Origin of the sequence: Methylobacterium sp. 275MFSha3.1, assembly GCF_900108435.1 — a bacterium.
Classification (GTDB): Bacteria; Pseudomonadota; Alphaproteobacteria; order Rhizobiales; family Beijerinckiaceae; genus Methylobacterium.
In genome coordinates, this window is the sequence record NZ_FNWP01000023.1 from 102,363 (window position 1) to 114,441 (window position 12,079).

The following is a 12,079-nucleotide window of genomic DNA, read 5'->3' on the forward strand; positions in this document are numbered from 1 at the left end:
CGCGCCGTTATGCGTTTCAAGGCTCGGAGTCGTGACGGGGCCCGCGGGGACCGATTCTGCCTCCGAGCGAGTTAGGACGATGCGCGACCGCGGCGGTGCCGGCGGGGCGGCGCCTCAAGACGGGACAGGGCACATGCGGCGGGTGGTGGTCACGGGTCTGGGGATGGTCACGCCGCTGGGCAGCGGGGTGGAGCACACCTGGAGCCGGCTGATCGCGGGCGACAGCGGCGCCGGCCCGATCCGCGGCTTCGAATCCGCCGATCTGCCCTGCCGGATCGCCGCGCAGGTCCCGTTCGGCGACGGCACCGACGGCACCTTCAACCCCGACCTCGTGATGGAGGTGAAGGAGCAGCGCAAGGTCGACCCGTTCATCGTCTACGCGATGGCGGCGGCCGACGAGGCCCTGAAGGATGCCGGCTGGCTCCCTAAGAGCCACGAGGACCAGTGCGCCACCGGCGTGCTGATCGGCTCCGGCATCGGCGGCATCGGCGGCATCTACGACGCCTCCGTGACCCTGCACGAGAAGGGCCCGCGCCGGATCTCGCCGTTCTTCATCCCGGGCCGGATCATCAACCTCGCCTCCGGCCAGGTCTCGATCGCCCACGGCCTCAAGGGCCCGAACAACGCCGTGGTGACGGCCTGCTCCACGGGCGCCCACGCGATCGGCGACGCGAGCCGCCTGATCGCCCTCGGCGACGCCGACGTGATGGTGGCGGGCGGCGCCGAGTCGCCGGTGAACCGCCTGTCGATCGCGGGCTTCTCCGCCTGCCGGGCGCTCACCACGGGCTTCAACGACACGCCCGAGAAGGCCTCCCGCCCCTACGACCGCGACCGCGACGGCTTCCTCATGGGCGAGGGCGCCGGCATCGTGGTGCTGGAGGAGTACGAGCACGCCAAGGCCCGCGGCGCGAAGATCTACGCCGAGGTGGTGGGCTACGGCCTCTCGGGCGACGCCTACCACATCACCTCCCCCTCCCCGGACGGCGACGGCGCCTTCCGCTGCATGACCGCCGCGGTGAAGCGCGCCGGAATCGCGCCGTCGGAGATCGGCTACATCAACGCCCACGGCACCTCGACGCCCATGGGCGACGAGCTGGAGCTGAAGGCCGTGGAGCGCCTCCTGGGCGACGCCGCCGCGAACGCGACCATGTCGTCCACCAAGAGCTCGGTCGGCCACCTGCTGGGCGCCGCCGGCTCGGTCGAGGCGATCTTCTCCATCCTCGTCCTGCGCGACAACGTCATCCCGCCGACGCTCAACCTCGACAACCCCTCCGTCCAGACCAAGATCGATCTGGTGCCATTCGAGGCGAAGCGGAAGCAGGTCGACGTGGTGCTGTCGAACTCCTTCGGGTTCGGCGGGACGAACGCGTCGCTGGTGATGCGGCGGGTCGCGTAGGCGCGTCGCCGTCCGACCGCGACACCGGCCGCACCTCGTCCCGACGCTCCGACTTCCGTCCGACATGCGGAATGCGGCCTCCGAACGGGCGATCGTGCCCGCCGAGGCTGCTCCCGAAACCCGCGTCGCTGGGTCCGGATCCGTGCGCGCTGCGGGCGAGAGCCCGCGCGCACCGAGATCCTGACCTCCCGCGCGGCATCCGCGACGGCGGGCGTCTTCGAGCGCGCGCAGCGCCCGGGCCCTTCAGGATGCCGTCGTGATCGGGATCCGCGGCGGGCGCGCCGCGCGGCCCCTGACCCCGTGCCCGGCTACCATCCCCGCCGCTCCGCCTCGCCCGGCACCCGCCCCTGCGGCGTGAGCGTGTGCACCACCTCCGGCAGCGCCTGGGCGAGCTGCGACAGCAGGGTCTCGCGGTCCATCCCGGTCTGCTGCTGGAGGGTGTCCACCGTGTCGGGGCCGAGCGCCCGGGCGAGCTGGTCCGGGGCCACCGGGCGGTTGGTGCCGTGGCCGATCCAGGACTCGATCACGTCGCCGAGGCCGCCCTGGCGGAACCGGTCGACCAGCCCGTCGAGGCCACCGAGATCCCCCTGCCCGTCCGGGGCGGCGCGGCTCGGCGGCGGGGCGTCGCCGGGGCCGTCGAGCATGCCGGAAAGGTCCGAGAAGTCGCCGGGCGGCAGGGACGGGTCCGACGGCCCGCCCGGGCCGCCGTCGCGGCGGCCGCCGTACTGATCCCAGCCGCCCATATCGCCGCCCTCTTCCGGAGGACGGCGCCCGCCGGCATCGGCGGGGTGCTGGCCGGGATCGCGCCCGTAGGGTCCGGCGCCGCCGGAGCGGTCGGCCTCGGGGCCGGGCTCGCCCTGGCGCCCGCGGCCGAAGATGTCGCCGAAGCCGCCGCTGGCGCCCTTGGCCAGCAGGAGCATCAGGAGTGCCTTGACCAGGGGCGACATGCCCCCGGACCCCTGCTTCTGCCCGCCGAACACCTGACCGAGCACGCCGCCGATCGCCGATTCGAGCAGTCCCATGCGCGTCTCCCCCCTAGGCCCGGGCCGGACGGGCCCGGGCGAACAACATTCCGGGGCGGGCGCGGGTTGCCTCGCTCAGCGGGCCGGTGTCGCGAGCGCCGCCTGCGCGGTGCCGCCACCGGTCGTGGCGTCGGCGGGCTCGACCAGCGGCACCGTCGCGGCCGAGAGGATCAGTCCGGCCAGGAACAGGCCGGTGGCGGCGGCGCCGGCGCGGGGGCGCGGCAGGCGAACGGCGCGGCGTCGCGCGGGATGGGGACGGTCGACGGTCCTGGGCATCGCGGCCTCTCCGGGTTCGGGGCGGGCCCTCGGGGCCCTGTTGCCGGAAAAACGCCGTCGGGGGGCGGAGAGGTTCCCGCGCCGTCAGGTCCGGCCGGCGAGGCGGCGTCCCAGCGCCCCGAGCAGGCAGGCCGCGCAGTAGGCCGGGAGCATCAGGGCCGCGCCGTCGAGCCACAGGCCGGGCAGGCCCGGCACGAACCCGGCGATCGCCGCCGCGGCCACGAGCCCCGCGACCACGCAGAGCCCCAGCGAGGCGGCGAGGCGGTCCGGCCAGCCGACCAGCGCGCCGACCACGAGGCCGAGCGCGGCCGCCCCGGCGAGCCCGGGCCAGAATCCGGCGAGCAGCAGCGTCACGGCCGTCCGGCCTCCCTGCGGGCGCGATGGTGGCGCGCGGCTGGGCGCGCGGATGGGCGCGGCCCGGCCGGCGGGCGCGCGGCGGAGCGGATCTCCCTCACGGCAGCAGCGCGAAGACGACGGGGCCGGCCGGCCCGTCCGGCCCGGCCGTGACCTGCTCCGGCCGGGCTCCGGCCTGGAGGAGATAGTCCACCACCGCCTGGGCACGCAGGCGCGGCAGGTCGACCGGCGGCTCGTCGGGGGCCTCGGCGGGCTTCTTCGCCGCCGCCTTGCCGGGCGCGGCCGGCTCCTTCCTGGCCGCGCCCGCCTTGCTCCGATCCTTCGTCGCGTCCTTGGCCGCGTCCTTGGCCGCGATTTTGGCCGCGTGCGTCGCGGCTTCCTTGGGCGCCGGGGCCGGCGGCGCGGGTGTGGCCGGCTTGGCGGCGTCGGCGACCCGGGTCGGCTCGGCGGTCGCGCCCTCCCCCGGTGCCGGTCCGGCGGCCGGGGTCGCGGGCGGCTTCGCCGGGTCGGCGGGGCCGGAGACCGCGACGCGCAGCGACGGGCAGATCTTCGCCAGGGCGGCCAGCGCGTCGAGGGTCGGGTAGAAGGCGGGCGTGAGCACGGCGCCGCCCGCGGGGAAGTGCAGGTCCGCCCCCGCCAGGGCGGCGGTGAAGTCGGCGCGGCAGGTGGCGGGGTCGCGCCGCTCCGCCGCGTCCCGGGCCGTGACGCTGGCCTGCCCGGTCCAGCCCGGGGGCAGCGCCTCGGCGAGCCGGTCGGGGGTGCGCGCGGCGCCCTCCCGGTAGAGGCTCTCGCCGGTGAGCGTCACGGCGCGGTCCGAGACCGCGACGGTCCCGTCCGCGAGGTTCGTCACCAGCGGGGCGGCGGCGGCCAGCGCGTCCCCGAGATCCGGCGGGGCGCCGTCGGCGAGGCGGGTACGGTCGATGACCGGCTCCCGGAACAGGCGCGGGCGCAGGGCGGCCAGTACCCGCTCCCGGGTCGCGGCGTCCGGCAGGTGGCCGGTGAGGGTCACGGCGTCGGCAGTCCGGCGGATCGCCACCCGGTAGGGCGAGAGCGGCCGCGACGTGAGCGCCACCCGCCCGGCCGCCACGCCGGCGGGCCGGCCCTCGCGCATCAGCGCCTCGGCGTCGGGGAGCGCCTGCCCGTCGATGGCGTCGCCGGTCACCGAGACCGCCCCGTCCCGGAACACGACCTGCCCGGACTGGATCAGCTCGGCGAGCTTGAACGCGAAGGCGATGAGGCTCTTCGGGTCGATCGCCGGGTCGAGCCCCCGGGCGGCCAGGAGCCGGTCCTCCACGGTGCCGCCCGCGGCGGCCTCGGTGGCGGCGCGCAGGGCGGCCTCGCGGTCGGCCGCCGAGGGGGCGAAGCCGTCGAGGACGATGCCCCGGCCCGATTTCTCCACGGCGAACCGGTACGCGGCCACCTTCGGGGGCAGGATCTCGACCCGCCCGACGCTGAACCCCTCCGGCGGGTCCGACAGGGCGGCCCGCAGGGCCTCGTAGGCCGGCACGTCGAGGGCCTCGCCCGACAGGCTGAGCACGGTGTCGCTGAGCGCCGCCCGCCCGCCTTTGGCGAGGCCGGAGAGCCGGGCCGCCAGGAACGCGGCCGCGCCGGCGAAATCCGGCGGCGCGCCCCGGGCGGCCCGGGCGGTGTCGTCGAGGGCGGTGCCGGGATCGAGGGCGCCGGCGATCCGCGCCTCCAGGGCCCGCCGGCCGATCTCCACCGGGCGGCTGCCTTCGAGGGCGATCCGGTTCTGACCCGTGCGGATCGCCGCCCACTGGAAGGGCGCGGCGGTCTCCACGATGCCGAGTTCGGAGACGATGCGGCGCGGGCCGTCGAGGGCCGCGAGGCGGGACAGCACGGTGGCGCGCTCGGCGACGTCCGGCGCCTCGCCGGCGGCCACGAGGTCGCGCCCGACGGCCTCCAGGCGCAGCCACGGCTCGCCGGTGGCGGTGGCCGTGCCGGCGGCGATCGCCGCGCCCTCCGCCGCGAGGCCGTCGGCGATCCGCGGGGCGGCGTAGAGGGTCGCGCTCGCCCAGATCAGCGCGAGGGCCGGGAGGCCGGCGAGCCAGCCGGCGCCGCGCAGGCCTTGGGCGAGAGTTTCGGGCAACGGCACGGTCGCAGGTTCGGGCGCGGGTCGGGACGTGGGGGCAGGCGGATCCGGTGCCGAGAGCACACCGTCTTTCCGGCAGCATGAAGGCCGGCGGCCTCCTTTCTCCCACGGGTCAGCGCCGCGCCGCGTACCCGCGCCGCCGGAACCGGCCGGACGCCCTCCGGTTTCCGAGCCAGACCCCGTCCCCGCTGAGGAGCGTGCCATGCGATCCATCCTCGCCGCCGCCCTGCTCCCGGCGATCGCCGTCCCGGCCGGGGCCCAGAGTCTGTCGGCATCGCTGGAGCCGATCGCCCCCGTCGCCAATCCGGGCCAGCTGAGCCTCGGCGGCAGTTCCACCACCGGGCCGTTCCCGACCGTCTCGGCGCAGACCGGCGGCCTCGTGAATGCCGGCCAGCTGAGCTTCGGCGGGGGCGGCGGCGGTGGCGGCGGCCGCATCGGCGCGTCGGGCGGCCTCTCGGCCGGGACGACGCTCGGCGCCACGACCGCCGGTTCGGGCGCGACGGGCCAGCTCGGCGGCCTGGGATCCACCGCGACCGGCGGTGCCGGCGTCACCGGCACGACCCTCGGGACCGGCGGGACGATCGGCGCCACCGGTGCCCGCAGCGGCCTCAGCGGCGCGTCCCGCACGGGCCTGGGCTCGACCGCGGGGAGCCTCCTGACACCGACCCTCGGAACGGGCGGTCTCGGGGGCGGGTCGGGCCTGTCCCCCGGCCTGGGCACCGGGCTCTCGGGAGCCGGCCTCGGCGCAGGTGTCGGCGCAGGTGTCGGCGCAGGCGTTGGAGTAGGTGTCGGCACGGGCCTCAACGCTGCCGGAAGCCTCGGCTCCTCGCTCGCGACCGGCTCGTCCGGCGTCGCGTCGGCCGGTCTCGGCAGCGGCGTGGCCGCGTCGGGCATCGGCGCGACGGGCGCCACCCTGTCCCCCGGCGGTCTGTTCGGGCTGTTCGGACTGTTCGGGCTCGGGACCGGAACGGCCGCGAGCGGGGCCACGGCCGCGACGGTTTCCGGGACGGGCGGCGCCGGCACGGGCGGCGCCGGGATCGCCGGGACGCCCGGGCTGCCCGCGGACGATCCCGCCCAGGCGGCCCGCACCCTGCCGACCGGCGGCGGGGCGATCGGCGGTGCCGGGATCGGCGGCGCGGCGGCCGCGCCGGTCCGGACCGGCGACCTCTGCGGCGGGCCCTTCGCCGAAGCCTGCCTCGGCCAGGGGTTCTGAGCGGCCTCCGGGGCCGGAACCGCGCCGAACCGCTGCCGTTCCTTCTGTGCCGGCACCTCGGCCGGGACAGGAGACAGAGATGAACGTCATGCTGGGCCGCGTCTCGCTCGCGGCCGCTCTCGTGATCGGCGTCTCGGGCGCTGCCCTGGCGCGCGATGCCGGGCCGAAGGCCCACGGCGCCAAGGGCACGGCCGGCCTGCACGGGATCGGCTTCAACGAGCCGAAATTCCGCTCGGACCTGCGCACCGGCAAGGAGCAGCCCTATACGTGGCCGGTGAGCGACCGCTATCGCCCGGTCTCGCAGCCCTTCTACGGTCGGGCCTACTGAGCCGCCCGGCGCACGCTCCGCCGAATGGATGAGTGGCGGCGCCCCGCTCCGCCGCGCACAACCGAGGCCGGCCCCGTTCCGTCATCGGAGCGGGCGCCGATCCGGCGATGGCCCAGAGGCACGGGGTCCGTGGCGTGCCGGCTCCCGAGGCAGGAGAGTGTGATGCATCCGCTGAACCGGCGCGTCGTCGCGGTCCCGGCCGTCGCGCTTCTGGTCGTCGCGCCCCTGCCGGGGCGCGCGGGCGAGTTCGCGCAGGTCCCGCCGGTGCCGGGCATGGCCCTGACCCTGCCCGATCCCGGCATGGCCAACGGGGCGCCCGCGCCCGCTCCGACGGCGGCACCGACCCCCGCCGCGGCCGCGGAGCCGCCCGCTCCGGTCAGGGCGGCCTCCGTTCCGGCGGTCGAGCGCCGGTTCCGGGGCCTGGGCAGCGGGCTCTCGTCGATCGACGGGCAGCTCCCGAACCAGCGCACCGGCCAGCGTCACCAGCACGTGGTCCGCGACATCTGCATCGGCTGCTGATCCGATCCGCCTCCGGCGCGGCGCCGGTTAGTGCGGCGCCGCGCTCGGGAATTCGCCTGGATCCAGCGCGGCGAGAGGATGTCGCCGGCCTCGGTGATGATCCAGGGTTGGGCCTCGCCGGATTCCATCGCTGCGATCGCGACGGCGAGGGCCTCGCGCAGGGTCGCGAACGGCCGCCCCTCCGCGGCGCGGGCCGGTTTGCCCTTGGGCCAGATGGTCAGTTCGGCTCGTCTGTCGAGGTCGGAGGGCGTCATCGGCGCTCTCGTGGTGCTTCGCAGGGTGCTTCGGCGGGATGTGGGCGTTCTACCGTGCCTGTGTGCGTGCCCGTGTGACGCGGATCTGGCGCCGCGGTCTCCGATTCGCGCCACGGGCCGCGACGCCAGCAACGCGCGCGCTCGCCCGGCGGTTTCGATCGGTCCGGGGGCGCGCGCGAAAAACAAATCACCCGCTCCTCAAGTTTGATTTGAGAACGCGCCGGTGGAAGTTTAGTTCATTTGCATCGAATGCATGCCGCTCAGGATCGGCGCCTGAATTCACGGCTGAGAATTTCCGGGAAACACTGCAATACCGTGCCGCCATGGCGATATGGTGCAATGCGATAAATGCATGCCGCGACGCACAAATCCGTGGTCTCATGCGCTGGTCGATCGCATCCCGCGGTCGACACCGCGATCGAACCGGAGACGCACCATGCGCACGATCCTCATCCTCGCGTCGGCCGCGCTCACTTCGGCGGCCTTCACGGGCCTCGCCGCCGCCGACGACCGCCTGCACCTGACGCCGCCGCTCTATCGCGATCAGGCCCGGCCCGCCCAGCAGATCCGCGCGATCCACGATCTGACCACCACGCCCCAGCCCGTCGCCGCGCCGGCGACCGTCAATCGGACGGTCTCGTCCCTCGGCCGGCCGATCGTCCAGGCCGCCGTCGAGGCGAGCCGCTGATCCGGCTGCCGGAGACGGAGCGCCCCGGGCGGCTCCGTCTCCGGCCGACGCTCAGACGATGTGCAATTCCTGCGCGGCCACCGACGGTTCCACGCCGCGACGGATCAGGCGCCGCGTCCGCGCCCGCTGATCGCGCGCGGTGCTGAGGGCGGTCCCCGCCGCGCGGTACCCCTCGAACCACAGATCCGCCCACGCATACTGCGCCGCCATCGCGAGCAGGACGGCGTTCTCGGCCTGTCTCAGGCCCAGCCGCAGGCTCTCATCCGCCAGGCGACCAACCTCCCCGTACATCATCTCCAACTCCGCGTCCGAACACGGCCGGCAGCGCCGCGAAGGGCCGCCGGCCACCCGCCCAGAGGCCGCTCGGCTCTCCCGCTCAGTGCGCCGCCCCCCCCGGCAGCGTCGCGAGCCGCGGCCGCCGCTTCCCGGGCCGCATCCTGCCCTCGCACCACTTTCGTGCGGACCCTGTCGGAGGCGCGGCGTGCCGCTCCGACGACGCTTCCGAAGGCCGTCCGGGCCTGCGCGAGACCGGTCCCGGCGACGTCGCGGATCTGGGTCGGGACCTCGTGGCCCGACGACTGTGCCATGCACTGTGTCATGCGTGGTCTCCTGTCGGCCGCCAGCCGGGTGCGGCCGGCCCGTTTGTGCATCGCACATGGACCGGCGTCCAGGGATCGCCCGCGCGTCGGCGCGACCGGTCAGATCTCCGTCTCGCGCCGGACGATCGCCTCTTCCCCGCTGCCCTTCTGCGCGAGGCCGACCTCGGGATCCTCGGTCGGGATCGTGGCCGGCGCCGCCTTGACGCGCTCCGCCGGAGGCTCGTCCGCCTCGCGCGCGTCCGGTCCGCGGCTCGTCGGGTCTGCGGTCTCGCGCGTCATGCGGTCTCTCCCTGCCTGCAGCCAACGCGACGGGGCGTGTGCGGGTCCCGGGGCTCCGTCACGATGGCGGGAGGCGCGACGCGGATCGCGGCTCTATATGGGAGGTGCGAGCAGGGAGAGTGGTGTGTTCACCGTCAAGGGGATTGATCCGTCCGGGCGCGTCATGACGTTCGCCTGCGGGACGGACGAGCAGGCGATGGAGAAGACCTGGGAGCTGGCCCGGCGCGGCTTCCGCGAGATCACGGTCGCCGATCCGAAGGGCAAGGAACTCTCCGCGGCCGCCTTCGAGCGCTCGCTCAACATCGACTGGGAGTGACGCGCGTCGGCGCGCGCCGGGAGCCCCGCCGCCCCCGACCCTGCCGACGACACTCTGGCCGCGCCGAGCGCCGGCCGACCCGAGGCAGGCGCCTGTCAGGTCGCCTCGAGTTCGCGCCAGAGGTTCGCGCGGCCCGACCGCGCCGTCTCGGGGATGTCGGTCGTGGCGCCGATCTCCTCCGCCTTGCGCCAGATGGCGCGGCAGACGAGGATCTCGCTGCTCGCATCGATGCTGAGGATGAAGCTGTCCGGAACGATCTCGGCATCCGGGAGCGCGACCCGCACGCCGCCGGCCGACCGGTCGTAGACGATGCACGGCAAGCTTCGATGCTCGTCGACCGAGATGCTGCCGGTCTCGTTGAGAAGCGTGCGTGGAGCGCTGCGTCGTTCGAACATCACCGCCTCGAGAACCTCTGCCCGACAGGATCGGTCACCCGGGTTCAAGGGCGGTTTGCGAAATACCTCGAATTGTCGGGAAGCTGCCGTCCCTGTGAATTTTGCGCTCTTCTTGCGCGCTCGGCCGGAGGCCGGATGCGCGGAGCACCGCCGCCCGCCGAGCGACGGGGGCGACGGATCCGCAGGGACGGAGACGGCCTCGGTCGGACCGCTCGGCGCGTGTGACCGGCCTCAGGATCGACCTACTCGGTCACGACCTCGACGAGGGTGGTGAGAAAACCCAGCGCGACGGCCCCGATGCCGCCCATGAAGGCCGCATCCCACCCGGCAAACTCCCTCGACTGGGGCGCGCGCAGGAAGGCGAACAGCGTCACGGCGGCCCCGCAGACGACGAGAGCGAGGGCCAGCAGGATCGATCGAGACATGGCGTTTCCCTATGCGCCGGTCTCGCGGCCCTTGAGGGCTCTTGTAAACGGACGAGTGCGACCGGCTTGATCTGTTCAGTCTCGTCCGTCGTCGAATCATGACAGACGAGAGCGCGGTGAACAAGGTGTTCATCTGTTCTGCACTGCGGAACAGCGGCCGGAATGACGCTCTCATCTGATCCGCACAGGACTGAAGTCGCGCGCGGCCAGGGCTGCCCTTCACGAGGGGCATCGACCGGCCGGCCGCGGGGAGTGCCCCGCCGGGACGGGATCCGGCGCGGTCAGTCGATGAAGACGCGGACGCCGTCCGTGTTGAGCAGGTCGCGCTGGTCGGCGCACCATTGCTCCGGTCCGACCGCGGCGATCTCGTCCGCGACCCGCCGGCCCTCCTCGGCGATGGCGTTCCGGGCACGCTGGTGGCCGAGGCCGGCGTCGAGGGCTCGGCGGACCGTGCGGGACAGGCCCTCGGACACCGTGTCGTCGATGGTGTAGAGCTTGCGGCAGTGCAGGACGATGCCGGCCTGGGCGCCGACGATCCGCACGAGACCCCGGATCGTCTCCGCGCGCTTGGTGTCGTCTGCCTCCTCGGCAGCCCGGGCGGTGCCCGGCACGACCGCCGTTCCCAGGAGGGCGGCGAACAGCAGGGCGCGAGTCATCCGGGGCATTCCTTCTGGCCGATGCCGGAGCCGTCTCCGGAACGCCGCACCGGGCGGGCCGCGCCCGCCCCGTCAGATCCGGCCGGTCACTTCCGGGCGGCCATCAGGTCGTGGGTCAGGACGGTCAGCTTGCCGATCAGGTTGCTGATATCGGAGCCCTTGCACGACCATTGCGTGCCGACCGCCTCGCCATCGGCCGAGACGGAGACGACCGCCACCGAGCGCAGGCGACCCTCGCGGGCCAGGGCCAGCTGATCCTGCAGCACGGCGATGATCGACGCGGTGTCCTCGTCCACGACCGCGGGCGCGATATGCGCCGGGAACGGCACGACCGAACTCGTCATCGTCTGCTCTCGCTTCATCTCGCCGACCCCTTCGGTAGCATCCTCGGGCCCCGGCGTGCGCATCAGCTTTGTGCAGAGTGTGGCAGCTTGTCCGTGTTCCGCGATGTCTTGGACGTGTGTGGCGACGATGCAACGGTCTCGGCGCGGCTCCGGGCCGCGCGGCGGCACGAGGCGCCGGGCTCCGCGGCGCTTCGTTACGAGGGGCCCCCGCCGAGCGGGGCGCCCCCGGAGGTCGTCATCCTCAGGCGGCCTTGCGGCCCTTGCGCTCGCGCTCGGCCATGGCGCCGGGCTGGCCCAGGCCGATCGCCTTGGCGAGGGCGGAGCGCTGCTCGGCGTAGCTCGGCGCGACCATCGGATAGTCCGCCGGCAGGCCGTAGCGGTCGCGGTAGCTGCGCGGATCCAGGCCGTGGCTGGTCAGGTGGCGCTTCAGCGTCTTGTAGGTCTTGCCGTCGATGAAGCTGACGATCCCGTCGTGCCGGACCGACTTGCGGATCTGGGCCGCGCTGGGCTTCTCGACCTCGGCCTGCGGGACCGCCCCGATCTCCGCCGTCAGGGTCCCGGTGACGAGCCCGCTGATCGCGCCGTGCACGCGCGCGATCAGGGCCGGAAGCTCCGCGGCCGGCACCGGATTGTTCGACACGTAGGCGGCGACGATATCGCCCGCCAGCTCGATGAAGTTGGAGTTGGGCCCTGTGGTTTCTTCTGACACTGTAAGATTCCTGGTGTGCCCCTCGCCCGGGATCTGCTACTTTTGAGCACTGAATGCAAGTTACAAAACCGTTGGCGGGCCGCTTCCGGTGCATGATCGGGGTGCCCGCCGCGGAGATCGGCCGACCATTTCTGGCGATTTCCGGCGGAGTATTTCAGGGCGCCGTCCGAGTCGGCCTGTCGACTGCGGTAGAGTT

At 74.3% G+C, this 12,079-nt stretch carries 18 protein-coding genes; 6 read left to right on the forward strand and 12 right to left on the reverse strand.

From position 1 onward, the window contains the following. The first annotated feature begins 133 nt into the window (after positions 1-133). Positions 134-1,396: a beta-ketoacyl-ACP synthase II gene (gene fabF / locus BLW78_RS24075; protein ID WP_091682549.1), complete on the forward strand. Its 1,263-nt coding sequence runs from the start codon at positions 134-136 to the stop codon at positions 1,394-1,396. A 308-nt stretch (positions 1,397-1,704) separates the two neighbouring features. On the opposite strand, the gene BLW78_RS24080 is transcribed toward fabF, so the two are convergent. The 4 genes from BLW78_RS24080 to BLW78_RS24095 all read right to left on the reverse strand — a co-directional run bounded on the left by BLW78_RS24080 (position 1,705) and on the right by BLW78_RS24095 (position 5,161). Next, positions 1,705-2,418, reverse strand: coding sequence for a YidB family protein (locus tag BLW78_RS24080; RefSeq protein WP_091682551.1), 714 nt, complete (start codon positions 2,416-2,418; stop codon positions 1,705-1,707). A gap of 75 nt (positions 2,419-2,493) precedes the next feature. Beyond that, positions 2,494-2,694 carry a hypothetical protein gene (locus tag BLW78_RS24085; protein WP_020095200.1) on the reverse strand — a complete coding sequence of 67 codons (201 nt, stop codon included), beginning with the start codon at positions 2,692-2,694 and terminating at the stop codon, positions 2,494-2,496. An 84-nt stretch (positions 2,695-2,778) separates the two neighbouring features. Then, the gene (locus BLW78_RS24090) at positions 2,779-3,048 is read right to left on the reverse strand and encodes a hypothetical protein (protein WP_091682552.1); all 270 of its coding nucleotides are present in this window, start codon (positions 3,046-3,048) and stop codon (positions 2,779-2,781) included. Between the two features lie 97 nt (positions 3,049-3,145). Further along, complete coding sequence (locus BLW78_RS24095) at positions 3,146-5,161, reverse strand: OmpA family protein (RefSeq protein ID WP_244527039.1); 2,016 nt, start codon at positions 5,159-5,161, stop codon at positions 3,146-3,148. A 199-nt stretch (positions 5,162-5,360) separates the two neighbouring features. On the opposite strand from BLW78_RS24095, the gene BLW78_RS32090 reads away from it, so the two are divergent. The 3 genes from BLW78_RS32090 to BLW78_RS24110 all read left to right on the forward strand — a co-directional run bounded on the left by BLW78_RS32090 (position 5,361) and on the right by BLW78_RS24110 (position 7,218). After that, complete coding sequence (locus tag BLW78_RS32090) at positions 5,361-6,371, forward strand: hypothetical protein (RefSeq protein WP_091682556.1); 1,011 nt, start codon at positions 5,361-5,363, stop codon at positions 6,369-6,371. A gap of 79 nt (positions 6,372-6,450) precedes the next feature. Further along, complete coding sequence (locus tag BLW78_RS24105) at positions 6,451-6,699, forward strand: hypothetical protein (protein WP_020095196.1); 249 nt, start codon at positions 6,451-6,453, stop codon at positions 6,697-6,699. Positions 6,700-6,861: 162 nt separating this feature from the next. Continuing rightward, entirely contained in the window at positions 6,862-7,218 is a 357-nt protein-coding gene (locus BLW78_RS24110) for a hypothetical protein (protein ID WP_091682558.1), read from the forward strand. Here the strand turns inward: BLW78_RS24110 and BLW78_RS24115 are convergent. Continuing rightward, positions 7,179-7,472, reverse strand: a complete 294-nt coding sequence (locus BLW78_RS24115) for a hypothetical protein (protein ID WP_244527038.1) — start codon at positions 7,470-7,472, stop codon at positions 7,179-7,181. The genes BLW78_RS24110 and BLW78_RS24115 overlap by 40 nt on opposite strands. Positions 7,473-7,908: 436 nt before the next feature. Here BLW78_RS24115 and BLW78_RS24120 point away from each other — a divergent pair, with 436 nt between their 5' ends. Next, the gene (locus tag BLW78_RS24120; RefSeq protein WP_056523875.1) at positions 7,909-8,160 is read left to right on the forward strand and encodes a hypothetical protein; all 252 of its coding nucleotides are present in this window, start codon (positions 7,909-7,911) and stop codon (positions 8,158-8,160) included. A gap of 51 nt (positions 8,161-8,211) precedes the next feature. On the opposite strand, the gene BLW78_RS24125 is transcribed toward BLW78_RS24120, so the two are convergent. Together BLW78_RS24125 and BLW78_RS24135 are read right to left on the reverse strand one after the other, a co-directional pair. Then, the gene (locus tag BLW78_RS24125; protein WP_020095193.1) at positions 8,212-8,454 is read right to left on the reverse strand and encodes a hypothetical protein; all 243 of its coding nucleotides are present in this window, start codon (positions 8,452-8,454) and stop codon (positions 8,212-8,214) included. Positions 8,455-8,858: 404 nt separating this feature from the next. Next, a complete protein-coding gene (locus tag BLW78_RS24135) occupies positions 8,859-9,038 on the reverse strand; it encodes a hypothetical protein (protein WP_020095191.1) in 180 nt (59 codons plus the stop codon). Between the two features lie 124 nt (positions 9,039-9,162). On the opposite strand from BLW78_RS24135, the gene BLW78_RS24140 reads away from it, so the two are divergent. Further along, positions 9,163-9,354: a hypothetical protein gene (locus BLW78_RS24140; protein WP_020095190.1), complete on the forward strand. Its 192-nt coding sequence runs from the start codon at positions 9,163-9,165 to the stop codon at positions 9,352-9,354. 95 nt (positions 9,355-9,449) lie between these two features. Here BLW78_RS24140 and BLW78_RS24145 read toward each other — a convergent pair whose 3' ends face one another. The 5 genes from BLW78_RS24145 to BLW78_RS24165 form a co-directional block, all read right to left on the reverse strand. After that, entirely contained in the window at positions 9,450-9,749 is a 300-nt protein-coding gene (locus tag BLW78_RS24145; RefSeq protein ID WP_020095189.1) for a PilZ domain-containing protein, read from the reverse strand. Positions 9,750-9,991: 242 nt separating this feature from the next. Further along, positions 9,992-10,174: a hypothetical protein gene (locus BLW78_RS24150; RefSeq protein WP_020095188.1), complete on the reverse strand. Its 183-nt coding sequence runs from the start codon at positions 10,172-10,174 to the stop codon at positions 9,992-9,994. Between the two features lie 281 nt (positions 10,175-10,455). After that, positions 10,456-10,830 (reverse strand): hypothetical protein, encoded by a 375-nt coding sequence (locus BLW78_RS24155; RefSeq protein WP_020095187.1) that lies wholly within the window; start codon positions 10,828-10,830, stop codon positions 10,456-10,458. An 86-nt stretch (positions 10,831-10,916) separates the two neighbouring features. Continuing rightward, positions 10,917-11,192: a hypothetical protein gene (locus tag BLW78_RS24160; RefSeq protein WP_026605251.1), complete on the reverse strand. Its 276-nt coding sequence runs from the start codon at positions 11,190-11,192 to the stop codon at positions 10,917-10,919. 223 nt (positions 11,193-11,415) lie between these two features. Continuing rightward, complete coding sequence (locus BLW78_RS24165; protein ID WP_020095185.1) at positions 11,416-11,883, reverse strand: Ros/MucR family transcriptional regulator; 468 nt, start codon at positions 11,881-11,883, stop codon at positions 11,416-11,418. Positions 11,884-12,079: the final 196 nt, after the last annotated feature.